The organism is Paenibacillus sp. JNUCC 34 (assembly GCF_058269055.1).
Genome location: NZ_CM177770.1, coordinates 2,194,273 through 2,219,730, shown reverse-complemented (window position 1 = coordinate 2,219,730; position 25,458 = coordinate 2,194,273). Strand labels below are relative to the sequence as shown.

Below are 25,458 nucleotides of genomic sequence, written 5' to 3'. Positions count from 1 at the left end.
CTATGGTAAGATACTGTCTTCTGACGGAACCGGTAACTCCTGCAGAATGCGTAGGATCACCTCTTCTGCAGCTCCCCCTCTGCCGCGAGTACGGGCAGTTCCCCGGAGGAGCATACGATGAGCCCAGGCCGCAGGTACCAACTGCTTAACGTCATCTGGTGTGACGAAATCCCGTCCCTGTAATATTGCCTGTACCTGGGCCGCCTTAAGCAGAGCCTGACAGCCCCTCGGACTAACTCCGGAAGCCACAGATTCATCCTTACGGGTCCGCTCGGCCAGGTCCACGATATATTTCAGCACATCATCGCTAATAAATACTTTGGCAGCAGCCTCTCTCGCATGTAACAGTTCGTGGATAGAAGTTGCAGCTGTAAGCAGCTCAAGCGGCTGTGCCTCTTTAAAGCGCTTTAATATATGCACACTCTCTTCCGAACTTGGATACCCCATGCTCAACTTAAACAGGAAGCGGTCCAACTGGGCCTCCGGAAGCGGGAAAGTGCCTTGTTGTTCCAGCGGATTTTGGGTAGCAATGACAAGAAAAGGATTCTCCAGCATGTGGGTGACACCATCGATACTAATTTGACGTTCCTCCATACACTCAAGCAGGCTGGACTGGGTACGCGGTGTTGCCCGGTTAATTTCATCCGCAAGCAAAATGTGAGTAAACAGTGGACCAGGACGGAACTCAAACTCGGAGCTCTTCTGGTTGAAATAATAAATGCCGCTTAAATCGGACGGCAGCAGGTCGGGTGTAAACTGGACTCTTTTAAACGTGCAATCCACTGATTTTGCTAGCGATTTAGCTAGCAATGTTTTGCCCGTGCCTGGTACATCCTCCAGTAGGACATGGCCTGAAGTTACTAAAGCTATAAACAATTTATCTATCAAATCCTCTTTACCTACAATAACTTTACCGACGCTTGTCCGGACCTGTCCGGCCAACTCGCGAACTGCATTATAATCTGTGATAGGAACCACTCCTTATGTAGATCTGCTGTATATTTATAAAATTCGGCATCTTGCTTAAAAAACCTGTTTATCCGATATCACTAGTTGATACGAAATAAAAAAAACTCCAATTCCATCATGGAACCGGAGCTTTGAGTTAAAGCTTCAGAAGCCAGTTATACACGGCTTCATTAAATTCATCAGGCCGTTCCAAATTTGGAAGATGACCACAATGGGGAAGACAGACCAATTCTGATTGCGAAATACCTTTCTTTAGCATCTGGCAAGTCTTTATATTAAATTTCAGATCGTCACCGGGCTCGATAATAAGCGTTGGCATACGAATTTCTGATAATCGGGCTGCTGCCGGAGGGGATAAACTCTTGTTCAACTTCAAGTCCCATGTGTAGAAAGCTTCGTTAGCCCGAAAAATATCCATAAATCTTTTTCTTCTGTCAGCTTCTTTCGGAATAAAGTACTTCCAGTACCGGTTTCGCTCAAATTGATCCGCAGCCGTATGTATACCTTTTCTTTTAACCGCAACGTAACTCTTAATACTTTCGAGCCGCATTCTAAGAGGTAGCTTGTTTCCATTTACAGCTGGCCCGGCAAGCACTAGCGCTTTGACTCTGTCAGGATACGTAAGAGCAAAATCAATCGCTACACTGCCGCCAAAAGAAGCGCCAATAAGAATCGTTCTCTCAATCATATACTCGTCCAAAATATGCTTTAAATCATCTTCATAAGAAAAAGGTTCCGAAGGAATATCTGTATGTCCATAGCCGCGCTGATCATAAGCAATGACTCTGAAATATTGGGCAAAAAACGAAATCTGTTCTTCCCAAACATCAAGGTTCGTGTGTCCTCCATGCAGAAATACAACGGTTTCTCCCTGACCGCTAACGGTCATTCTGTAATTAATTCCTTGGATGCTGCAAATTTCTGGCGAAATGCTCAAAATCGCTCACTCCATCTTCATCCGAATTATAGTTCTGTCTGCCCTTCGGTTATATTATCCTTTTTCATCCGTTTCTCACGCTCATACTCCCTTCCCTCTACTGGAATATCTATATAATGTTTCACTTCAGGTTGCGGATCGTAGAATGGTTGATGCAGTGCGTTCCATTCCTTATACTCAGGAGAATGGCGCAGTCCGATCGAACGATCATGAATTGCATTCCAACGGATCAGCAATATATATTCATCTTTGTTCTCGATGCATTTATACAGTTCATGGCCTAGGTAACCTTGCATTTTGGAAATAATACCGTACGCGGAACGAAATACACTCTCAAAATCGTTTATAGCTCCTGGCTTGATATACAATGTGGCTGCTTCTAATATCATTTCGAGCCCCCGCTTTCATCTAGAAATATGTTTGTGCAGTATCCATGTATATGCTGATATAATAGGAAAGAATACTGAAACGGGGATGAAACAACATGGCATTTGGCATCTCGAAGCAAGAATTAAAAGAATGGAAAACAGAGGTGAGTCGGGGCGAAATCGCGTATCTGACCCACTATTGGTACGATTCCAGATTTCCAGAATACAAGACGGTAACCAAAGTCGGATGCTCCGATCTGGTACGCCTAAGACAATGGTGTGTGGAACATAACCTCGATCCCAAATATATTCATAACCGCATGCCTTATCCGCACTTTGACCTCATTGGCCCCAAACAGGTCGAGCTCCTTCGTAAGGCTTCTCTGGACAGTCATGTACGTCGATTTAACCTCTGAATGACATGTAGTAAAAACGTTGAAAACCCACCAAGTATCATCTGTAAGGTGATAATACTTGGTGGGTTTCATATATTACATATTATTACTTAAACTCTTCTATTTGTCTATCTTGATTCATTTTTCTCGGGATTGTTTCGTGACTTCGTCTATATCTTTTAACGCTTTGTGAATCCATATTGCAGCAGTCGCCCCATCACCCATCGCTACAGTTGTCTGTTCAGCGTGAACACCAAGATCGCCTGCGATCCATACATTCGTTACGTTGGTCATCTTGGATCTTGGATCAGCCTTTACATGTCTGTTATGCTCAAGCTCCGCTCCGAGCTGCGCTGCTAGTTCAGAATGAACCTTGTTTCCGCCAAAAGAGATAAATCCCCGTTCTGCCGGTAACACCGTCCCGTCCTCCAGCTTTACACCTTGGATCATTCCATCCTCTTGGCACTCTATTTCTGTGATTGTCTTCTCAACATATACTATCCCTTTATTCTTTAACTGCATAAGCAGCTCATCATCAACAGCTGTTTTCTCGTGGTTGATATACGTTAAATCGTCGGTTCTGTCGCGTAGAAGAAGAGCCATGTCTGCACCGGTCTTACCTGCTCCCAGTACGACAGTTTTGCGATTTTGGACTTCGTAACCATCGCAATCCGGACATACGTATACCGTACAGCCTAGCGTTGGCACAAGTCCCGGAACATCCGGAAAGCGATCTGTCAGGCCAGTGGCAAGCAAGATCGTTTTCGCGTTGTATTGTTTACCGCTCTCGCCGATAAGCAAAAATAAACTGTTCTTCGCCTCTGCCTTCTCCACCGTATCATAAGTAAATTGTACACCTACAGACTCAGCCTGCTGTCTCCCCATAGAACGAAGCTCTTCACCAGAGATCCCATCAGGCCAGCCCAATATATTGTGATAATTCCGGCATAATGTCGACCGCCCACTTCCGTTGTCTATCACTAGAATATCGTGGGCACTATAGCGGCCTAATTGTATGGCAGCCTGTAAACCGGCAATCCCTCCGCCGACAATAATACAATCATTCATGGAAATTCACTTCCTTTTGTGAGAATCATTCTGTTTTCAAAACAAGATCATTCTTTACTCCTCCAACTATTCTTTCCATAATTTCATATCCATATAAAAACATCTATCGATGTACCTCATAAAAGACAGACCGCATTTAGCGGTGGTTTAAAATAAAAACGCTAGCGCCAAGGCACTAACGTTCTTAAACTTAATTGAATTATTCATACCTGTTACAGCAACAATTGTCCAACCGCTGCTCCAACAACAACGACAATCCAAGGTGGCGACTTCCAAAACATCAACATAACAAATAGGCCCGCAGCAATGATTAACTCCAATGCGGAGGTAATCGATGATTTCCAAATAGGATCGTACAGTGCAGCGAATAAAATACCTACCACCGCCGCATTCATTCCAGATATAACTCCCTGCAATCTAGCGTTACTTCTAAACCGATTCCAGAAAGGCATAGCCCCTATGACCAACAGGAATCCTGGAAGAAAAACCGCCAGCACAGCCACAACAGCACCTGGTATTCCGTGTATGAGTGTTCCCAAATAACCGGCGAACGTAAACAATGGGCCAGGCACAGCCTGAGTTGCCCCATATCCCGCTATAAAATCCTCTTTACTCATCCAACCGTTCTGCATCATCTCTGTTTCCAATAACGGTAAGACGACATGTCCACCGCCGAATACAAGAGATCCGGTACGGTAGAAGCTATCCACTACAGCGATCCATTCGTTCCCGCTTATCTGACGTACAATAGGAAGCGTTACTAGCAAAATGGAAAACAAAACTAGACAGAAAATCCCCGTCTTCTGTCCAATGCGAAAAGACTTCATTAAACCGGATACCGGCGGCACCTGCTTGAATAGGAACAGTCCAACGATCCCGGCGGTTCCAATGACCGCGACCTGTATCCATGGGGTCTGCCAGAGCAGTACAGCAGCCATCGCACCAAATGCAATGCTTGCCTTGATCCGACCAGCAGCTAATTTGCTGCCCATGCCTGCAACGGCATGTGCCACAACTGCAATCGCGACTAGTTTCAATCCATGAAGCCAGCCGAACACGCTGGCATCCAGGGTATGTATCATATAGGCAAAGGCAATGAGTACCAGCACGGATGGTAAGGTGAATCCAACCCAAGCAATAATTGCACCCCAAATGCCTGCCTGCATGGCACCAATGCCGATTCCAACCTGACTGCTGGCCGGACCGGGAAGAAACTGACATAATGCGACGAGATCGGCGAACGATTTATCATCAATCCATTTTTTACGTGTTACATAAACTTCGTGAAAATATCCAAGGTGCGCAATAGGTCCCCCAAATGAGGTCATCCCTAGCTTTAACGCGGTCCACCAGACACTCCACAATTCACGTCTCTTGCTCGGATTAGAGAAATTCGATTCTAGCTCATCTTGTTGGATTGAGGACATTTCATCCCTCCTGTATCGGTTATTGAACCACAATATAATAAATACTGAACATACGATACAGGTTTGTGTTAACTCTGTGTTAAAAAAAGAGCAGTCGCCTCATAGCGGACTGCTCTCTTTAGACTAATCGTAAATTGTACCTGATCTTCAATAGGTTGTTTCTTCTGATTTCTCCGTCGCGGCAGAAATATATCCCGGTTTTGCCGCACCGAAACCGAATATAAACAACACTATAACTACTCCCGCCAAGATCATCAACGGAACACTCCAGCCGTGTGTAAAATCATGCATGTACCCGATCAGCATGGGACCTACGGCTGCAAGGAGATAACCCATAGACTGGGCCATACCGGACAAGGCCGCTGCTTCATGCGCCGTCCGGGTCCGAAGCGTGAAGAACATCAGCGACAAGCTGAAGTTCGCACCACCGGAAATACCAATCAGAGTTACCCACAGTAAGTTCATCGATTGTATTCCTGATAACAGGCCCACATATCCTATAAACATACATGCAGCAGAGATCAACACCAGAAGGCGCTGATTGGGTCTGCGCCCGGCAAGTACAGGAATAATAAAGGAGAACGGTAAGCTAACAAATTGCAGAATAGAAAGCATCCACCCCGCAGCAGTGTAATCCAGTCCCTGACTATGCAGTATTTCAGGCAGCCAGGAAATATTAACATAGAAGGTGAAGGATTGGAGTCCCATAAACAATGTGATCTGCCAAGCCAGCTTAGACTTCATAACATTTCCGCCCTTCGACACAGAGCTAACTTTGCTAATTGTAGCTCGTCCACGGCGTTGTATAATCCATACGATGCTTGCCAGTACGGACAATACCGACCACACCGCAAGCGATCCCTGCCAGCCCAGTTTCGGCTGTGAAGCCAGAGGTATACTTATTCCTGAGGCAATCGCTGCGAGCATGTTCATCGACATGGAATAGGTTCCGGTCATCAGACCGATGCTGCGCGGGAAGTCCCTCTTGATGAGACTTGGAAGCAGAACGTTGCCTACCGCAATAGCCATGCCGAGGAGTGCCGTTCCCAGCATCAGAGTCCATGGAGATGATATCGAGCGTACCCAGATGCCGACGGTCAATACCATCATACTGAATAGAAGTGCAGATTCAATCCCGAATCTTCTGGCTAATCCGGGTGCGACCGGAGACAGAATCGCAAATGCAAGCAGGGGAAGTGTCGTAAGCATTCCTGCCAATGCATTGGATATACCTGTATCATCACGAATAATACCAATCAACGGACCTACAGATGTAATACCTGCCCGTAAATTAACCGCAACTAAAATAATTCCAACAAAAAGAAGCCACTTGCGTGTCTCCTGTTGTTGGTCAGGGTCTATGGATGAATAACTTGATGACATGATACAAACTCCTCACTCTACATAAATATTAAAAACAAACTTATCACAATTGTAAACTTAACAGCAACCACCTTACAAAGAGGAAAAACCGCATCTTTTCGATGCGGTTCTCCGTTATTGATGCTATTGCTTGGTTTATCGCAGACTCAGAATACGGTCCGAATTAACCAAGCACAAGACGGTCATCAGACAACTTATGTCCGCTGATCTGCTCAAACTCACCCAACAATTGTTCCACTGTCAAGTGCTGTTTGCGTTCCTCGTTCACGTCGAGGATGATCCGCCCCTTGTCCATCATAATCAGACGATTTCCAAGACGTATCGCCTGCTCCATATTGTGCGTTACCATTAGCGTTGTCAGTTTGAGTTCGCGAACAATGTCATCAGTAAGCCGGGTTATTAGCTCTGCGCGAGCAGGATCAAGCGCAGCGGTATGCTCATCCAGCAGCAAAATTCGCGGCTGGGTGAAAGTCGCCATGAGCAGGCTTAATGCCTGACGCTCACCGCCGGACAGCATGCCAACCTTTGCTCTCAAACGGTTTTCCAAGCCGATGCCGAGTCGCATCAGCTGCTCACGGAACATTTTTCGCTTAGCTGTAGTCACGCCTATTCTTAATCCACGAGATTGTCCACGGCGGTAGGCCATCGCCAGATTCTCTTCAATCGTCATATGTGGTGCTGTACCAGCCATTGGATCCTGGAATACCCTCCCAATCCATCGGCTGCGCCGGAATTCCGGCAGGTGACCAATGGAATTCCCATCAATGCTCACCTCGCCTGCGTCAGGCTTCATCACTCCGGAAATGATATTCATCAGTGTGGATTTGCCTGCACCATTACTGCCGATAACGGTTACGAAATCCCCCGGATTTAAATGAAGGTTTATGCCCACGAGAGCAATTTTTTCATCTACCGTACCCGGATTGAACAGCTTGGACACATTATTCAATTGCAACATCAGAGCGCACCTCCCTCTGTCTTGCCTTGAGCTAATAGCTGTGCGGAGCGCTTGCGTGCATGAGACCGCTGTTTCATGGATCTGCGGATTGTTGGGACCACCAGAGCGATAATGACGATGATCGCAGTTATAAGCTTGAGATCTGATGCTTCCAGCCATTCAATTTCGTAAGCCGCGGATACCACAATACGATAAATAATAGAGCCCATTATAACCGCTGCTGTTGTACGGAATACAGAGCCTGTGCCTAAGATGGCTTCTCCAATGATGACGGAGGCCAGACCAATAACAATCATTCCGATCCCTGCGCCGATATCTGCAAAGCTCGACTGCTGAGCAACCACAGCACCGGACAAAGCTACCAACCCATTGGAGAGACTTAAACCCAGTATAGTTGTCGTATCTGTATTCACCCCAAAGCTTCGGATCATCCGTTTGTTGTCACCTGTGGCCCGCAAAGATAAACCCAGATCGGTACGAAAAAATGCATCCAGCAGCAGTTTACCAGCAATCACAATAATAGCCATAAGTAAGATCGGGTCAAGTGTCGAAAATATCGTATTTTCTCCACTTAGAGAAACGTTAGGTTTGCCCAAAATCCTCATGTTAATGGAATAAAGAGCAATCATCATAATAATACCAGACAATAATCCATTGATTTTCCCTTTTGTATGCAGCAGACCCGTACAAGCACCTGCGAGCATCCCTCCGGTGAAAGCACCCAATGTTGCAAGCCAAGGAGAAACTCCGTCTGTGATCAGGATCGCAGCAATCGCGCCACCCATCGTAAAGCTGCCATCAACGGTCAAATCAGGAAAATCCAAAATTCTAAATGTTATATACACGCCAAGTGCCATAAGAGCATATAACAGACCTAATTCGATGGGACCATCCAATTTACTCAGGAATTCAATCATGTCATGCCCTCCTATATGATTAAGCAAGGCGCGGGCATTCATGTCCGCGCCTTACTGCTACTGAATGATGTTATTATCCGGGTCTTTGACTTCCTGTTTCATGGCGTCTGTTACTTCAATTCCGTAATCAGCTGCTGCCTTGACATTCAGAATCAAATCCAATTTATCCGGAATCGTAATTTTCATATCCGCAGGTTTCTTTCCATTCTTCAGTACTTCTACAGCCATTTGACCTACTTGATATCCATGGTCATAATATTTGAATCCTACCGTAGCGAAAGCACCCTTCTCGACCGTGTCCCGGTCACTTGCGAAGAACGGAATTTTGTTGGCTTTAGCCGTTTGGACAATCGTGTCTGCGCCGCTTACAACGTTATTATCGAGAGTAATATAAAAAGCATCCACCTTGCCAACAAGCGATTCCGCAGCTTGTTTTACTTCCGAGGTGTTCGTTACAGCCGCCTTGACCAACTCGATACCATGTTCTTTCAATGCTTCCTCAGCTGTCTTGGACATAACCACAGCGTTCGGTTCCCCTTCATTAATAATGAGGCCGACCTTCTTCACATTAGGAAAATGAGTGCTGATAAATTTCATGAGCTGTTTCGTAGCATCAGGGTTCGTGTCCGATGCTCCGGAGACGTTGCCGCCCGGCTTTTCCAGATCACTCACCAGCTTGGAGTCAAGTGGATCTGTTACCGCCGCAAATAAGACGGGAGTTTCCTTCACTTTATCTGCAATCACCTGAGCCGAAGGTGTAGCAATCGCGATAATCAGGTCATTCTTGGAATCCTTCAGCTTTTGCCCGATTGAAAGGTTATTGGTGGAATCGTTTTGAGCATTGTTGTAGTCCAATTTCAAGGTGTCAGGCTCGGAAATTCCTCCGTCTTTAAGCGCTGCCATAATTCCTTCGCGAGTAGCGTCGAGCGATGGATGCTCAACATATTGCGAAATCGCAATTTTAAACTGCTTCTTATCTGTGTCACCACCGGAACCAGCTGATGGAGTACCTGAATCCGGCTTGCTTCCGCAACCGGCAGCTGTCAGCAATAACACGGACAATGTCAACGATAACCACATTTTTTTCTTCAACGGAAATTAACCCCTCTCTTTATCGAGACATTTGATGATCGACACAAAGCGACACCGCTGAGACGCTTTTATCGACGAAAGTATTAAAGCAAAAAAAATATATGAACAACGGTTTATTATGCATATTCTATATGCAGGTTGCAGGTTACGTCAATTGTGATTTTTGATTAAATAAGGAAAAACATCCTCAGCTCTGCCAAAGATGTTCTCTCATCATTAGAAATTATAATATCATGGTTTATAAAAATGATTTACCTTTAAGTGCTGCGAGCCACGCATCTGCCATTAAAGCGTGCCCTGCCGGTGTGGGATGGACTCCATCCGGGGCATAATACGTCATATCATGCTGTGCACTTGCTGCTGCGAACAACCCGTCTAATGGTACATACAGTGTATTAAACTCACGGGCCAATTCACGCACCGCTTGAATCTTTGGATCCAAATCTTCGCGCCAATGCTTCTTCTCTTCGGTGACAGGAAGCAGGAAAGGCTCCATCAGAATGATTTTTGCACCGGTTTTTTCACGGGTTTGGACCAAAAGCTCTCTGTATCCTTCATAGTAAGCTTGTGTTGAAGTGGGTTCTCCACGGTGATATCTCCAACCTACTTCATTAATACCTACCAGAATCGATACCCATGAAGGGTTCAGATGAATACAATCCTCATCCCAGCGAGACCTTAAATCAACCACACGGTTGCCACTGATCCCGCGGTTAAGAAAGCGCATTCCTTTTTCTGGGTACTTCAAGCCAAGCTTACCAGCAACCATTAATGCATAACCGCTTCCAAGACTATCGGGATCACTGTAATTCCTACCGCAATCGGTAATGCTGTCTCCCTGGAACAATAGTACCTTTTCTTCATCCTTATGTAGCATTTATGCACACTCCTCAAGAAACGAAAAATTCGACTCGAAACGTTAGCCTATTTAATGTTCACTTGTAACATTGGGAGTCCATAAGCTTATCATATACGCTATTCCGTGCTCTTCCAACCCCTCGCGACAAAATATTATTACCTTTAATGTCTGCATAAATACTAGCAAACTTTTTATACATAAAAGTTGACTAAATGACAAGAATTCACTACAATTTTATAGTATGCTCTTAACCGAAATCCCAAAAAGAACAGGTGATCATTCATGACTGAACAACAACAGTCCTATCAAATTTTATTATATTATAAATTCGTCCATATCTCGGATCCCGAAGCCTTCAAGAACGAGCATTTGCAGTACTGCAAGGATCTCGAGCTCAAAGGTCGTATTCTTGTCTCTTCTGAAGGCATTAACGGTACGGTTTCCGGTACGGTTGAACAGACGGAACAGTATATGCGGGACATGAAATCCAATCCACTGTTCGCTGATATGGTATTCAAGATTGACCCATCCGAGGGACATGCATTCCGCAAAATGTTCGTCCGACACCGGGAAGAACTCGTTACATTCCGTGTAGAGGATGAATTAGATCCGAATGTGATTAGCGGTAAACGCCTCTCTCCACAACAATTTTTCGAGCAACTTCAGCAGGACGATGTCGTTGTTCTCGACGGCCGCACGGACTACGAATATGATATCGGTCATTTCAGAAACGCCATCCGTCCGGATGTTGAATCGTTCCGTGAGTTCCCTGAGTGGATTCGTGAGAATATGAGTCAATATAAAGACAAGACAATTCTTACTTACTGTACCGGCGGTATCCGTTGTGAAAAGCTTACCGGGTTCATGTTGAAGGAAGGTTTCCAAGACGTCGCCCAGCTGGACGGTGGAATCGTAACTTACGGTAAAGATCCTGAAATTCAAGGTCGTCTCTTTGACGGTAAATGTTATGTATTTGACGAGCGTATATCCGTTCCGATCAATCATACGGATGAAGATGTTATTGTAGGCAAATGCCATCATTGCGGCGAACCAGCAGACCGCTACATCAACTGTGCCAATGATGCTTGTCATCTGCAGCATATCTGCTGTGAACAATGTGAAGAGCTGCACCAAGGCTTCTGCTCCAATACGTGTGAAGAAACCGTTGCTGCAGGATAATATAGTAACACTTAAACACAAACGGCATGCCGCTTATTAAAGCGAGCATGCCGTTTTGTTATAAACGTCCTGTAGACGATTAATTATCATGAAAGACAGCCAGCTCAGATTCGATGGCAGCTTTGATTTTGTCCACGCATTCTTCAGTTGATTTGCCGAATACGCGTTTACCATTAACCAGAGCATAAGGTCGAAGCTTGCACAGACCGCAAAGGTTCATGCAATCCGCGCGAAGTACCGCAATTTCAGGATACAGTTCTTCTAAATGCTCCAGATCCAAGGCGCTCATCAAGTTGCTGTCGCAAACTTCCACTACAACGATACCCATCATGATTATGATCACCTGAATTCTATTATAGAAATACGTCAGTTTATTATGAGGAATTCAGATGCTTTTGTCAATTTATCTCATGAGACGCTACGAATACGAATCGTTCCTACAATCGCTCTTGCCCCCGAATTTCTTAATTGATTTTTTAACGAGAGAATTTTGGGGACTGACTCTTTGTTATTGTCGATTAATTAGAGTTTAAACACAGCCGGTTTAACACACACCGGTTTGGATTGCTTCGTTGTCTTTCCTGTAAACTGCAGCGTTCCATTCTCAGGGTCAACTGTGAACAGTACAAGATTGTTACCGTCACGGTTCGCCACAATCATAAACTTACCTTCAGGCATCAAAGAGAAATGACGCGGGTGTCCTCCCTCTGTGGAAATATACTGTATCGGGCTTAGCTCACCGGAGCTTGCATCTACAGAAAAGACCACAATACTGTCATGCCCCCGGTTGGAACCGTAAACGGTACGTCCATCTTCTGAAACGGCAATCTCCGCACAATAACTTTCGCCAGTAAAATCAGCAGGTAATGTAGAGATCGTTTGAATTGTCTCCAGTCGTCCCTCTTCTGACACATAATTGAATGCTGTAACCGTTGAATTCAATTCATTAATTACATAAGCGTATTTGCCGCTCGGATGAAAAGCAAGATGGCGCGGACCTGATCCCGCCGTTAGCTGAGTCTCTCCGTGAAACTCAAGCTTGTTCTCAGTTTTATTGATTTGGTATGCGATAATTTTGTCCAGACCCAAGTCCTGAACGAATATGTATTTACCATCGGGACTGAAAAAAGCTGAATGCGCTCTAGGCTGCTGTTCTGCGTCAGCACGGTGTCCTTCGTGGTACTGCTCATCCAATAGTTTATCTGCCACACCGTTGTCATCCAAGGACAATAAACTCACCCGACCTCCGTGATAGCTTGATACGATCAGGTACTTATCTTCCAAATCCCTCTGAATATGACATGTTGAACTACTGCTTCCATGAATGCGGCTTAATTGATTAAGAGTCCCTGTAGAAGGATCGATATCAAACGTCACCACTTCACCGACTTTTCCCCCGTCCTCTGATACCTCTCCAATCGCATATAAACGGTTTGTCACCGTGTCCACATTGAGGAAAGTAGGGTTCTTTATTCCTGAACTTTGATCCAGCAGCTGTAATTCACCACTGTCTTGATCAAATGAATAAACACAAATACCGTTCTCACCCGTTTCTGCATATGAGCCCGTAAATACCAACGTCCGGCTAACCTTTTCTGTATCCATTGTTATACCTCTCCTTTCACACTGCCATCTTGAGATGGGCATGTCCACTTCATTACTCATGTTACACTTCCCGGTTCGAAGAAATCAATCCCACTTCTTCCATATCACCATTCAACCGCGTGGTAGCTATTACTGTTTCTAGCAATAAAAAGACTGCCCGACAGAAATCTGCAGGGCAGCCTTTTACAGTAGTTCATTAACCTTCCAACAAGAGAGATTCCGGATCTTCAAGCAGTTCCTTCACGGTTACAAGGAAACGTACCGCTTCTGCCCCGTCAACGATACGGTGATCGTAGGAAAGTGCGATGTACATCATCGGACGATTCTCAGAACGTTCCGCATCTATGGCCACTGGACGAAGCTGGATCTTATGCATACCCAGAATACCGACTTGAGGGGTGTTCAAAATTGGAGTCGAGAGGAGCGATCCAAACACACCACCGTTGGTAATCGTAAAGGTTCCACCTTGCAGTTCAGACAGAGATAACGTATTACTACGTGCTTTACCTGCGAGATCAACGATCTCCTTCTCGATCTCGGCAAAGCCCAAGCGATCGGCGTCACGAACAACAGGTACAACCAAACCTTCTTTAGCCGAAACTGCAATACCGATATCATAAAATTTCTTAAGAATGATATCCTCGCCATCAATTTCTGCATTCAGCAGCGGATAACGCTTCAATGCTCCTACAACTGCCTTGGTAAAGAAGGACATAAACCCTAAACTTACGTCATGCTTTTCCTTGAAAGCGTCTTTCCGGCGCTTACGAACGTCCAGAATGGCGGTCATATCAACTTCGTTAAATGTAGTCAGCATAGCTGCTGTATGCTGAGCTTCAACTAGACGGTTAGCGATCGTCTGACGGCGACGAGACATACGCTGGCGTTCTGTCGGCTTGGCAGGGTTCTCAGCCGGAGCCGATGAAGCCACTGCCGGTGCTACAGACTTGCTCTCAGTCGCTGCTGCCTTGCTTCCACCATTAGAGTGGTTTTTCACATCTTCATGGTAGATACGACCAATTGGGTCGCGGCCCTGTACCTGGTCCAGATCAATCCCGCGCTCACGCGCTAGTTTACGTGCGGCAGGTGAAGCCGGCGGTGTTGAACCGTCTCCGCTTTCTGCCGGAGGTGCTGGCGATTTAGGCTGCTCTACTGGAGCAGCTTTACTTTCCGCTTGTGCAGGTGTCGGAGTTTCAGCTGCCTTTGGTGCTGCTGGCTCGTTACCTACTCCTTCTTCTGGGGAAATTTGACCGATGACTTCACCGATCGTTACGTTGTCCCCTTCCTGGCGAAGGATTTTTTGCACAACACCGCTTGCCTCCGCACTGATTTCAAGATTGACTTTATCCGTTTCTAACTCGAGCAGAACATCACCGATGTTAACGCTATCCCCTTCTTTAACATGCCATTTAAATATCGTTCCTTCGGTGATAGATTCGCCCATAGCTGGTACAGTTATTTCGTTCACAGCCGCTTACCTCCCCAATGAGATATGTTGATTTATAGTTTTGCGATTCAGGGCAAAAGAAATGATTGTTTGTTGTTCGTACACGTGCACATCCTGATACCCGCTCGCCGGGCTTGAACGTTCCGGACGCCCGCTGTAACGAACCTCAGTACCCTTCGGTGCGATTTCGCGAATTCTCGGTTCCATGTAACTCCATGCACCCATGTTCTGTGGCTCTTCCTGAACCCAGAGGATTTCCTTCACATTCGGATACTGCTTCATAATCCGGGCAATTTCCTCTTTCGGGAACGGATACAATTGCTCTACACGAAGCACATGCAGCCAGGAATGATCCTCATCCTTCTGTTTATCGATCGCTTCTTCCAGATCTACAGCTACTTTACCAGAGCACAGTACGAGACGTTCAACCTTTTTCGGCGATTGTCCAAGTCCAGGTTGCTCAATAACTTCTTGAAAGGAGCCTTCACTGAATGAGGTTACCGGTGATCCTACCCGCGGATTCCGAATTAAGCTCTTCGGAGCCATCAGTACAAGCGGACGGGCATCTTCTGTATTCACGATAGAAGCCTGTCTGCGAAGCAGATGGAAATATTGAGCTGAACTTGTCAGATTTGCAACAGTCCAGTTGTCTTCACCGCCAAGCTGCAGGAATCTTTCAAGTCTGGCACTTGAGTGCTCAGGGCCCTGTCCCTCATAACCGTGCGGAAGCATCATCACGAGACTGGATTTCTGTCTCCATTTGGAGCGTCCGGATGTGATGAACTGGTCAATGATAACCTGGGCACAGTTCGTAAAGTCACCATACTGGGCTTCCCAGATCACCAAAGTTTCAGGAGAGTATACATTATATCCGTACTCAAAGCCCAATACCGAAGCCTCGGAAAGCGGACTGTTGTGTATGGCAAATGAAGCTTTGGCATGTGACAATTGGTGCAATGGACAGAACGTTGTTCCATCAACAGAATCATGCAGAACAAGGTTACGGTGTGCAAACGTAGCACGTTCCGCATCTTGTCCCGTAATTCGAATCGGCTGCCCATCAGCAAGAATGGAGGCAAAAGCCAACGTTTCAGCATGTCCCCAATCTACTTTCTCACCATCTTGAAGCGAAGTGCTGCGGCGTTCAAGAATACGCTGAAGTTTAGGGTAAACTGTAAATCCTTCAGGCCATTGAAGAAGCTCGGCATTTATGGCTCGGAGCGTTTCAGCTGGTACACTTGTGTTAGCCTTCGGCTTGCTGTTGTCGCCGGTCGGGTTCATACTCAGGAGCACATGATCCACTGGCTCTTTCGACTTGACGCTGTCATAAGCATCCTTCAAACCGTTTTGAACTTTTGCCTTTAATTCATCCGCATCTATTTGAGTCATGACTTTTCCACCAACAAGTTTTTTCATATACAGGTTGGCAACGGTGTCATGCTGTTTAACTTTTTGATAAATGAGCGGCTGAGTCGTTTCCGGATCATCTGTCTCGTTATGACCATATCTGCGGTAACCGACGAGGTCAATCAGGAAATCCTTCTTGAACTTGTTGCGGTATTCGCTTGCAAGACGAGCAGCAGCGATACATGCCTCCGGATCATCAGCGTTCACGTGAATAATCGGGATTTCATAACCTTTAGCAAGGTCACTGGCGTAAAATGTGGAACGTGAATCCTTGCCTTCTGTTGTAAAGCCGATACGGTTGTTTACGATGATATGAATCGTACCGCCGTTGCGGAATCCAGGAAGCTTATTGAAGTTGAGCGTCTCTGCTACAATGCCTTCACCAGGGAATGCAGAATCACCATGAATCAGAATCGTCGCTGCTTTGTTAACGTCCTGCTTCGGGTATCCTGGTCTACTGCGGTCTTCTTGGGCTGCACGTGCAAACCCTTCAACAACCGGATTTACAAACTCGAGGTGACTCGGGTTATTCGCAAGTGTAATACGAACATCATGCGCATCTTCTTCCTTAAGGAAGCGATCTGCTCCAAGGTGGTACTTTACGTCGCCGGTCCAACCATAATTAATTCCCATGGATCCTTCAGAAGGCACCAGGTGTTTGTTAGGCGAGTTTAGGAACTCCGAGAAAATTTTGCTGTACGATTTACCCAGAACATGAGCAAGCACATTCAGACGTCCCCGGTGGGCCATGCCCATCAAAATAGATCTGACATCCGCATGGGCCATTTCCCGTACGATCTCATCCAGCATAGGGATGAGTGCATCGTTACCTTCAATAGAGAAGCGTTTTGCACCTACAAACGTGCGATGCAAAAACTCTTCGAATTGCTCTGCTTCAAGCAATCTCTTCAGCAGGTGTTTTTTCTCGTTCCCATTCAACGGTGCAGGGTTGGTGCCTGATTCGGCCTGGCTGTTCAGCCAATTCCGCTCTTCCTCTTCATGTACATGACTGAATTCATAGGCGATCGTTCCTGTATATATCTGATGCAGCCTTTGGATCGCCTCCCACCCATTCTTCACATCGCCGGGAGCTTCTTCCCACACGACTTCTGCAGGCAGGGCTGTCAAATCCGCTTGGCTAAGCTGGTACGTTTCAGGTTGAAGAAGACGGGTGTCTACCTTCGTTCCGATACCAATCGGATCAATGTCTGCGGCAAGATGACCGTAAGTTCTGATGTTCCACACCAGCTTACCGGCATTCACGCCCTTTTTCAGTAAATTGCGGTCAAATGTACCGCCAGTTACCTGCGTATCCGCTTTCTTTTCTTTGTTTGGCAAAGATGGAGGAGATCCCCAGCTGGCAAACAGATCACGGTATGCCGGCTCCACAGATTGTGGATCTTTTAGAAACTTTTCATACTGGTCTTGAATGTACCCTAAATTTGGACCGTGATATTTCTGCCATGGTCCCTCTGTCATTCTGTCAAGGGTCTTCATCGCTGACTCCCTCCGTCAGATTATTTTGATAGTTCATGGACGGAAATTCTTCTTACAAATTCATTATAATACACTTAACCACCATACCGAAAATAGCCTTTTTATATAATAATCATCTCATAAACAGATGAATTTGCGTCTATTTCGTGACGGTTCTGTTATAAAAGAGCAAACACCCCCTTCAACTTTACATTATAAGGATAAATAACCATCAATTAATGTTTATTTACCATTCCATCTGTCTGACAGGAACAGGACCGATGTCCAATCCTAAAAGTTCCATCAACTGCTTCGCGTTGGCTGCAGCATCTCCACCCGAGTTATTGTTAAAGATCAGCCAGCATTCCTTCGTGGAATGTAGCAAAGTGAATAAATTTTGTTTCCATTCTTCCAACTCCTCAGCGCTGTAACGGTACAAATATCGTACCTCACGCCAATTAGCCTCTCCACTTGCATGCCAACCAGAGGCATTACGTCCGTGAAGCCGGATCATTGTTGCATGCCCCTGCGTGGGTTCAAGCACGACCGGAACAGAGCCGATCCCCGCTTCCGGTTCGTCGGCAATGCTGTGAATCCAACCCTCATCCCGCATGAACTGCAGCGTCTTCTCCCTGTATTCTGATACAAACCAGCTCTGATTGCGAAATTCCAGCGCGACCGGAAAGCCGTCCATCCATTCCCGAGTACGCTTTAGAATTTCGACATGCTTTCGCTCGCAGTCAAACCAAGGCGGATACTGGAACAGAACCGTCTTTAGCTTTTCCTGCTGCATTAACACGTTCACAGATTCTTTAAAGACCTCAAACATCGTTTTCATATCCGAATAAGGATTTTTGCCGCGCGAGTGACCTGTCATACCTTGATAGGCTTTGACAATAAAGCCAAAATCATCCGGAGTTTGTGCACTCCATTTGTCCATCCGATCCGGTGCCGGAATCGCATAGAACGAATTATCCATCTCGATAATAGGAAAGTGCCGTGTATATGCCCTCAACTTCTCTGCCGCCTTGGTGCCCTCTTCGTAAAGATCATCATGATCTCCCCAGCCAGACAATCCAATACGGATGCGGTTGCCAATGGATTCCTCTCTCGGCATCATTATCCTCTCCATATCAACTAGGTATTAGAACAACCGTCTTTCGTTATTTACCTTTTTTTTGCGCATTCAAAAGTCAAAGCTTCCAGACGATAGCTCCATTCTCTTCTGCCTTTTTCACAATAATCTCGCACAAACGATGTGTTTCCAGTGCTTCTTCCATAGACGGCTCTTGCCGGACCTCTCCCGTAACACTTTTGAGAAAACGTGTAATGATGTCATCAAACCCGCGCCGCTTCAATACCGGCTCCCAATCTCCAAATGCTCGGTGTTTCTCTTCTCCTTGGCTGAAATGAATTGTAGTATTAAGATCCCGGATCATGTGCTTCTGACCAGAACTGATAACTTCCAACCGCTCTTCCGTAATTCCGTTATCTCGATTCATGAATCCGATGGATGTATAATTATCACCCTCAAGTTTGATCATCACTTGAACCAACATTCCGTCCTGAATCTGTGGAGAAACAGAAACATCACGGACTGGGCCAGGAGACAAATACGAGATTGTATCTACCACATGGATAAAGTCGTCAAAAATGAAACGACGTGCGAAATCCGGTTGATGAATACGGTTTTTTTCCATATAAATATAAGTTCGGTTTTTCATCTCTTTAAGCGCAGACACCATTGGAGCGAACCTTCGGTTGAATCCGGTCATGAGTACACAATTCTTTTGGTGTGCTAGCTCTGTTAAATTCTTGGCTTGTTCGTATGTATATCCAATCGGCTTATCCACATAGACGTGGATGCCCGCATTCAGTAATGTTTCAATGATTGTTGGATGTGATTCTGTCGATGTATGTACAAAAGCCGCATCGATTCCTGTCTGTATCAGCTTCTCGATGGTTTGTGCAGTCTCTGTTATCCGATACTTTGCTTTTACTTGTTCCAGAACAGATTCATTTCTTGTCGAGAGTACCCAATCCACTCCCTGAATTCCCGCCATAACCGGAAGATACGCTTTCTGAGCAATACTCCCAAGTCCAATAATCCCAACTTTCATGTATGACGCCCCCTATTCGCTGTACTAGCATTTTCTTCTATTATAAACAATCATTATAGAAAACAAAAAAACCGTGTTTAAGCACGGTTTTTTTATCTTAATTTCTTGAATTGGTTTTACACACCATTCAGACTGAATACAATGTGTACGAGCATATCCATACGCCGATTCTGTCACGAAGAAGAGGAGTGAAAATATGAGTTTGTTTCTTAGTTATATTTTTCTCGGACTGTCCTTATCCGCGCCGATCGGTCCGATTAACGCCGCCCAGCTGGACAAAGGGTTAAAAAAGGGCTTCTGGCACTCCTGGTTGTTTGGGCTTGGTGCAGTACTGGCAGACATCTTGTACATGGCGCTCGTTTATCTTGGCGTCGTCCATTTTCTAAGCACTCCGTTTATGCAGACCTTTCTATGGCTGTTCGGCGCTTTTGTGCTCATCTACACGGGTGTTGAAAGCGTGCTTAGCGCTGGCAAAGCAACCATCAGCACAGAAAAGAAAGAGGGATCCTTGCTTTCTACTGTATTTTCTGGTTTTCTCATGTCACTTTCCAATCCGATGACCATTTTGTTCTGGCTCGGTATTTACGGTTCTGTGCTTGTTAAGACAGCAGCAGATTATGGGACAGGCGACCTCCTGATATTCAGTATGGCGATTATTCTGGGAGTATTAATCTGGGATTTGACGATGGCCGGTATGGCCAGCATATTCCGCAGATATATGAGCAGCCGTGCCATTTCTATCATTTCCGTTTTATCCGGGCTGTCACTGATTGGGTTCGGTGTTTACTTTGGCATCCGAGCGCTAAAGGTGTTATTCTTCTGACATATTTCTGCTGCTGATTATCTAATAGGCTTAGCACGCAGCTTTGACTGTTTCGACTTTTCGTTATCTTCATTGTTCTTCTCAGTTTTACGCCAAATGGACTGCATGATCAAAACTACCGCTGCAATAACCACTAAAAAAATTAGACTGATCCAAAATCCTGGACGGCTTGTTGCATGAAACAGTGTCCCGCTCACCGCAAGCAGGATGAGGATCATGCCTGTATACCTTTTCGTCTGTCCCCATACAGTCAATTCCAGATTTCGCCCAGCAGAGATAAGAATGAAAAACCAGTTATACAGAAGCATAAGTCCTGCCGCTGTAGTTAAATATTCATAAATTTTCCCGGGCATAAGCAAAGACAGAACAATGGAAAGGATGAGCCCTGAAGCGGTTAAACCCAAAGCGTACATCGGCGTCTTACGTTTAAACATTTTTCTCGAAAACAGCTTTGGCGCGTCATGATCCTCGGATAAAGTCACGAGCATCGTGGTAACTGCATACAAGGATGCAACCATCGTTGAAAAGCCGGCTATAATGAGAACGGCATTGAACACATGAGGCACAAATGGCAGATGGTAAGACTGTAAAGCAATGATAAATGGGCTTTCGGTCGTAGGGAATTTGTTCCAAGGCAACATCGTTAGCGCAAGAGCCAAGGATAAAACGTAAATTACAGCCAGTAGCAAGATCATGACCCGACCTGACTTTGGCGTATCCTTCGGATTTTTGAGCCTGACTGCCATGACTCCCATGACTTCAATTCCGCCAAAAGCGTAGAAAGCAAAAATTAGCGAAGACCACAATCCGAGACCTCCCGTCGGGAAAAATGCCGATGGTGTTGTTGGTACTTTCGGCTGCGTCCCCCCTTTTAACCAGCCCATCAATGCAATAAATGCGATAACCAGAAACATTAGTATGGCTGCTACTTTAACGATAGCAAGTATATTTTCCAGTCGATCAAACCCTTTGTTACCGATCCAAATAACCAATAAACCGAGCACAGCATATATCGCCGCAAATACCCACATCGGAACAGCAGGGAACCAAAAGCGAGTAAAGATGGAAAGGGCCGTCATCTGGCTTCCCATAATTAACACTTCCGAGCACCAATACATCCATCCTGTCGAGAAACCGGCCCATCGCCCGTGGGCTTTTTTTGCATAGGAACGGAATGATCCCTTTTGAGGATCCTCCGCTGTCATTCGTGCTAGTACATCAAACACGATAAATGTCCCTATCGCAGCAAAAATAAATGATATCAATACGGCAGGTCCTCCGAGCTTAATACCAAGACCTGAACCCAGAAAAAATCCAGTGCCTATCGTTGACGCCACTCCTAGAAGAGAGAGCTGCCACCATGTTAACGTTCTTTCCGTTTTATCTCCTGATTGCTTAGACGCTGTCTGGCTGATTGGAATCCCCCCCCATTTTTTCTTCTAAAGGAATTCACCTTTTAAAGATGATTTACCGCTTAAGTGAAGACTGTTCAACTTCATTATGTGCTGGTCGGTTTTTGACTATACAGGCCGTCCCGATTATATTCAAGATTGTCTCACAATGTTTCTTTTATACGCCTTATTCAGTTCAAAGAGTTTATTATCCGCTATCGTGAAAAAAGAAGCGCCCTAGCTAGGTCAATGGACCTTTTAGGACGCCCCTTACACTGCAACCAATCTGACCGATTTATGTTACCGGTCTGGTTTCATCAAATATTGTACTATTTTTTGTTCCTCCGCTCCTTGACCTTGGAACACGGCTTGATAACAAACTTTACCGTCTAACCAGAAGTAGCTGATTATGCTATGATTATTAGAACCTTTAGGTGAGCCAACTAGATTGTATGGTTCTGTACGCAGCACTTCCCGCCCTTGAATAGTTATCGCTTTGAGCTTTATATTATTCCGTTTTTTGTCAATTCCCGTAAAAGAAACCCAGCCGTTCTTTTTCATCTTCTGATACATATCCCCGTTTAACATCTGCTTGAATGAAACGTCTCGGATACCGGAATCAGCTTTATTTTTCTGTTTGTGATCGCCTCGGCTATAATTGACAATAAACAGTTTGCGCATGGAATCCTTATCATTTTCCACATGATTAAAATTCGCTTTTCGGGAAACATAGGAACTGCTGGCGGCAAAATCCCCGGGCAGCTTGCGCGGAAAAGCGGCTTTAAAACCAACCAGTTCCTGAGCGCGCCGGATATCCTCGGTATCATACAAAGAGCTCATGATTTTCCTATGATAATCATTATCTACATGAAGTTTGTTCACCTTCGCATCGGGAAATTTCATGGAAGCGATGATTTTCTCCATTTCATTGCTGGACAAGATGTAGGAGCTTAATTCATAGCTTATGCCTTGATCCTTCCAGATATAATAATATCTTTCAGGCTGTCCCTTCCAGGTGGTCATGCGAATCGTAATTTTATAGCCTTCATCAATGCCGGCTAAGGATAGGGATTCTTTCTCTATAACTTTCCCGCTATCCTCCTGATCGGTTCCGTCTTGCTCTATGCTCAAAATTTGATCATATTGTTTCTGGAGATCAGCGCCTGACTTAATTCTCAAGCTGAAGTTGCCACTACTTTTGCTTATTTTAGTCTCGTACGATAGGCCGACACTTGGTGGCGAAGCATCGAACTGAATGCTCACATCGCTAAAACCATAGCCCTCTGGCAGCAAGGATGGAACTTTAAATTTAAACGGTGCTACCTTCGCCCCTTTTTCAAGGTTATCATATACTCGAAATTCTTCATTCGGAAATAGCATTTCATTCCCGCCATCTTCGGCATGAATCCAAGCGGAAGCTCCAGCTTCGGATACTCGCGCATTGGTCAGCGTTGCAGTACCGATCAAGAGTACGAGAATGACCGCCATCATTGAAAATTTATAAGAACCCTTTTTAAAAGATTGAATCATTCTAATTCTCCTCATCATCTCTTTTTGACTGGTTGATATGTGTTTTTTATTTGGCTGTGTTCGGATATCGCGTCAGGCTTGTTCAACTGATACGAAACCCCTAATACAGCATTTTTTATGTCTATCCATGCAGGAACTGCATTGAACAAGCTTACCGGACTTTGCGGCAGTACCGGCAGCATGAGCCTCAACAATACAATTAGCCATAATGCATGCCTCAATGCTGCACAATTTGCTCGGCTGTCATCGGGTTTTCCCGCCAAATGGCCTTCATGATTTCCCACTCAGATTCCGAAATCTTGGGCATTTTCTCCATCGTTTTTCCTCCCTTCTCATCTCTGATTAACTATTACATATGTAAATATAACCTATTCAAATAACTATTACAATTGTAATTTTAACAAAACTATGAAATTTCACGCCCTGTGGTTTCATATATCAACCGATTGAACATATAAAAAGTAAAAACTGCATAAATGAATCTCTGTTTACGGTTCTGGGGCCATACGAAAAATATGAACAACAACAGCGGTAATAAGAAAAAGGGTATTTCAACAATGTTGAAATACCCTTTTTATGTGACATTATAGCTCACATATTGCTGCTTGTTATTTGTGTTCTTAATGATTTACAACATTTTTTTGATATCTTCCTTAATCGACTCAGCCTGCGGTCCAAATACAACCTGCACCGCACCCTGACCCAGACGCATGACCCCGGAAGCACCCAACTTTTTAAGCTCAGAGTCCTTGACAGCCTTGTCGTCTTTAACCACGAGACGTAAACGTGTTATACAAGCATCGATACTCGTAATGTTCTCAGGTCCGCCGATATTTGCAAGGACTTTAGCCGCTTTTGATTCTCCGGATATAGCAGCAGCGGGATTTCCGACAGACGCATCATCTGCCACCTCGTCGTCATCATCTTCACGACCTGGAGTCTTCAGATTTAACTTTACGATGATGATCCGGAAAAGGAAATAATACAGTACCCCGAAAGCCAGACCAACAGGAATGAGCATCCATGCATTGGTGGACAGCTTCAAATTCACCAGATAATCGATCAAACCGGCCGAGAAGGCGAATCCTAGATGCACATCCAGCAGATACATGATCAGACCCGAAAGACCGGTCAGTATCGCATGTACAACATACAGTACAGGAGCGATAAACATGAACGAAAATTCAAGAGGTTCTGTAATACCTGTCAAGAAAGAAGCGACAGCCGAACCGATAAAGATGGAACCGACCAATTTACGTTTTGAAGGCTTCGCCGTATGAATGAAAGCAAGCGCTGCTGCAGGCATTGCGAACATCATAATCGGGAAGAAACCAGTCATAAACATACCTGCTGATTTGTCTCCAGCAAAGAATCTGTACAAATCACCTTGAAAGATCTCACCCGCAGCGTCCGTAAACGTACCAATTTGGAACCATGCGATTGAGTTAAGCACGTGGTGCAAACCTAATGGAATCAAGAGACGGTTCGCTGTACCGAATAAAAATGCTCCGATACCGCCAAGACTTACAATCCAGTTACCAAAATCTGCAATCACGTTTTGTACCGGGTACCAGATCATACCAATGAGCACCGCTAAAATCATCGTAGAGAAAGCAGTAATGATGGGTACAAACCGTTTTCCAGCAAAGAAGCCGAGCCAATCAGGCATTTTGATATTGTGATATTTACTATACAAATACGCAGACCATATACCCACTAAAATACCGCCGAGCACTCCCATGTTCAGCTTTACATCATCTGCAATAAAAGGCATTTGTAGCGGCACTTGATCCAGCACTTTGATCAGCACCTGATACGATATAAGCGCGGACAATGCGGCAACCGCATCTCCGGCGAAACCGATTGCAACCCCGATTGCAAAGATCAAGGCGAGGTTACCGAAAATGGCTCCCGCTCCTGCATTCAAAAACGGTGTTACATATTGATTCAGGAACCCACCGAGTGCACCTAAAGGGATATCTTCCTGATAGTCGATCAAACCGAGACCTTGTAATATACCTGCCGCAGGCAGTGTAGCCACAGGTAGCATGAGGGACTTACCAAGCTTTTGTAATTTTGCCAGCATGTCAATCATCCTTTCAATTTC

The 25,458-nt window shown here is 45.2% G+C and carries 23 protein-coding genes; 3 read left to right on the top strand and 20 right to left on the bottom strand.

All coding sequences use genetic code 11. From position 1 onward, the window contains the following. The 3 genes from AC2TF5_RS10465 to AC2TF5_RS10455 form a co-directional block, all read right to left on the bottom strand. Positions 1-978 carry an AAA family ATPase gene (locus tag AC2TF5_RS10465; RefSeq protein ID WP_491302093.1) on the bottom strand — a complete coding sequence of 326 codons (978 nt, stop codon included), beginning with the start codon at positions 976-978 and terminating at the stop codon, positions 1-3. A 127-nt stretch (positions 979-1,105) separates the two neighbouring features. After that, the gene (locus AC2TF5_RS10460) at positions 1,106-1,906 is read right to left on the bottom strand and encodes an alpha/beta fold hydrolase (RefSeq protein WP_491302092.1); all 801 of its coding nucleotides are present in this window, start codon (positions 1,904-1,906) and stop codon (positions 1,106-1,108) included. Positions 1,907-1,932: 26 nt separating this feature from the next. After that, a complete protein-coding gene (locus AC2TF5_RS10455; protein ID WP_491302091.1) occupies positions 1,933-2,295 on the bottom strand; it encodes an antibiotic biosynthesis monooxygenase family protein in 363 nt (120 codons plus the stop codon). 95 nt (positions 2,296-2,390) lie between these two features. Between AC2TF5_RS10455 and AC2TF5_RS10450 the strand changes: the two genes are divergently transcribed. Beyond that, positions 2,391-2,690: a hypothetical protein gene (locus AC2TF5_RS10450; protein WP_491302090.1), complete on the top strand. Its 300-nt coding sequence runs from the start codon at positions 2,391-2,393 to the stop codon at positions 2,688-2,690. A gap of 117 nt (positions 2,691-2,807) precedes the next feature. Here AC2TF5_RS10450 and AC2TF5_RS10445 read toward each other — a convergent pair whose 3' ends face one another. The 7 genes from AC2TF5_RS10445 to AC2TF5_RS10415 form a co-directional block, all read right to left on the bottom strand. Beyond that, positions 2,808-3,737, bottom strand: coding sequence for an NAD(P)/FAD-dependent oxidoreductase (locus AC2TF5_RS10445; RefSeq protein WP_491302089.1), 930 nt, complete (start codon positions 3,735-3,737; stop codon positions 2,808-2,810). A gap of 212 nt (positions 3,738-3,949) precedes the next feature. Beyond that, positions 3,950-5,164 carry a chromate efflux transporter gene (gene chrA / locus AC2TF5_RS10440; RefSeq protein ID WP_491302088.1) on the bottom strand — a complete coding sequence of 405 codons (1,215 nt, stop codon included), beginning with the start codon at positions 5,162-5,164 and terminating at the stop codon, positions 3,950-3,952. Between the two features lie 147 nt (positions 5,165-5,311). Beyond that, positions 5,312-6,547 (bottom strand): CynX/NimT family MFS transporter, encoded by a 1,236-nt coding sequence (locus AC2TF5_RS10435; protein WP_491302087.1) that lies wholly within the window; start codon positions 6,545-6,547, stop codon positions 5,312-5,314. Between the two features lie 163 nt (positions 6,548-6,710). After that, positions 6,711-7,505 (bottom strand): ABC transporter ATP-binding protein, encoded by a 795-nt coding sequence (locus AC2TF5_RS10430; protein WP_491302086.1) that lies wholly within the window; start codon positions 7,503-7,505, stop codon positions 6,711-6,713. Then, positions 7,505-8,422: an ABC transporter permease gene (locus tag AC2TF5_RS10425; protein ID WP_491302085.1), complete on the bottom strand. Its 918-nt coding sequence runs from the start codon at positions 8,420-8,422 to the stop codon at positions 7,505-7,507. Before AC2TF5_RS10425 ends, AC2TF5_RS10430 begins: the two co-directional genes overlap by 1 nt. A gap of 57 nt (positions 8,423-8,479) precedes the next feature. Next, the gene (locus tag AC2TF5_RS10420; RefSeq protein WP_491302084.1) at positions 8,480-9,514 is read right to left on the bottom strand and encodes an ABC transporter substrate-binding protein; all 1,035 of its coding nucleotides are present in this window, start codon (positions 9,512-9,514) and stop codon (positions 8,480-8,482) included. A gap of 238 nt (positions 9,515-9,752) precedes the next feature. Continuing rightward, positions 9,753-10,391, bottom strand: a complete 639-nt coding sequence (locus AC2TF5_RS10415; RefSeq protein ID WP_491302083.1) for an SGNH/GDSL hydrolase family protein — start codon at positions 10,389-10,391, stop codon at positions 9,753-9,755. A gap of 264 nt (positions 10,392-10,655) precedes the next feature. Between AC2TF5_RS10415 and trhO the strand changes: the two genes are divergently transcribed. Further along, positions 10,656-11,552 carry an oxygen-dependent tRNA uridine(34) hydroxylase TrhO gene (gene trhO / locus AC2TF5_RS10410; protein WP_491302082.1) on the top strand — a complete coding sequence of 299 codons (897 nt, stop codon included), beginning with the start codon at positions 10,656-10,658 and terminating at the stop codon, positions 11,550-11,552. A gap of 79 nt (positions 11,553-11,631) precedes the next feature. Here trhO and AC2TF5_RS10405 read toward each other — a convergent pair whose 3' ends face one another. The 6 genes from AC2TF5_RS10405 to AC2TF5_RS10380 all read right to left on the bottom strand — a co-directional run bounded on the left by AC2TF5_RS10405 (position 11,632) and on the right by AC2TF5_RS10380 (position 19,607). After that, a complete protein-coding gene (locus AC2TF5_RS10405; RefSeq protein ID WP_491302861.1) occupies positions 11,632-11,880 on the bottom strand; it encodes a YuzB family protein in 249 nt (82 codons plus the stop codon). Between the two features lie 194 nt (positions 11,881-12,074). Then, a complete protein-coding gene (locus AC2TF5_RS10400; RefSeq protein ID WP_491302081.1) occupies positions 12,075-13,157 on the bottom strand; it encodes a lactonase family protein in 1,083 nt (360 codons plus the stop codon). A gap of 196 nt (positions 13,158-13,353) precedes the next feature. Beyond that, on the bottom strand, positions 13,354-14,625 hold the full coding sequence (odhB, locus tag AC2TF5_RS10395; protein WP_491302080.1) for a 2-oxoglutarate dehydrogenase complex dihydrolipoyllysine-residue succinyltransferase: 1,272 nt from the start codon (positions 14,623-14,625) through the stop codon (positions 13,354-13,356). Between the two features lie 6 nt (positions 14,626-14,631). Beyond that, the gene (locus AC2TF5_RS10390; RefSeq protein ID WP_491302079.1) at positions 14,632-17,508 is read right to left on the bottom strand and encodes a 2-oxoglutarate dehydrogenase E1 component; all 2,877 of its coding nucleotides are present in this window, start codon (positions 17,506-17,508) and stop codon (positions 14,632-14,634) included. 226 nt (positions 17,509-17,734) lie between these two features. Then, complete coding sequence (locus AC2TF5_RS10385) at positions 17,735-18,604, bottom strand: DUF72 domain-containing protein (protein WP_491302860.1); 870 nt, start codon at positions 18,602-18,604, stop codon at positions 17,735-17,737. Positions 18,605-18,680: 76 nt separating this feature from the next. Then, positions 18,681-19,607: a Gfo/Idh/MocA family protein gene (locus AC2TF5_RS10380; protein ID WP_491302078.1), complete on the bottom strand. Its 927-nt coding sequence runs from the start codon at positions 19,605-19,607 to the stop codon at positions 18,681-18,683. A 196-nt stretch (positions 19,608-19,803) separates the two neighbouring features. Here AC2TF5_RS10380 and AC2TF5_RS10375 point away from each other — a divergent pair, with 196 nt between their 5' ends. Then, positions 19,804-20,430, top strand: a complete 627-nt coding sequence (locus AC2TF5_RS10375; RefSeq protein ID WP_491302077.1) for a LysE family transporter — start codon at positions 19,804-19,806, stop codon at positions 20,428-20,430. Between the two features lie 17 nt (positions 20,431-20,447). On the opposite strand, the gene AC2TF5_RS10370 is transcribed toward AC2TF5_RS10375, so the two are convergent. The 4 genes from AC2TF5_RS10370 to nagE all read right to left on the bottom strand — a co-directional run bounded on the left by AC2TF5_RS10370 (position 20,448) and on the right by nagE (position 25,437). Continuing rightward, positions 20,448-21,845: an amino acid permease gene (locus AC2TF5_RS10370; protein ID WP_491302859.1), complete on the bottom strand. Its 1,398-nt coding sequence runs from the start codon at positions 21,843-21,845 to the stop codon at positions 20,448-20,450. 276 nt (positions 21,846-22,121) lie between these two features. Continuing rightward, positions 22,122-23,351 (bottom strand): DUF4367 domain-containing protein, encoded by a 1,230-nt coding sequence (locus AC2TF5_RS10365; RefSeq protein ID WP_491302076.1) that lies wholly within the window; start codon positions 23,349-23,351, stop codon positions 22,122-22,124. A 217-nt stretch (positions 23,352-23,568) separates the two neighbouring features. Beyond that, positions 23,569-23,667: a BlaI/MecI/CopY family transcriptional regulator gene (locus tag AC2TF5_RS10360; RefSeq protein ID WP_491302075.1), complete on the bottom strand. Its 99-nt coding sequence runs from the start codon at positions 23,665-23,667 to the stop codon at positions 23,569-23,571. A 312-nt stretch (positions 23,668-23,979) separates the two neighbouring features. Then, positions 23,980-25,437 carry an N-acetylglucosamine-specific PTS transporter subunit IIBC gene (gene nagE / locus AC2TF5_RS10355; protein ID WP_491302074.1) on the bottom strand — a complete coding sequence of 486 codons (1,458 nt, stop codon included), beginning with the start codon at positions 25,435-25,437 and terminating at the stop codon, positions 23,980-23,982. Between the last annotated feature and the right edge of the window lie 21 nt (positions 25,438-25,458).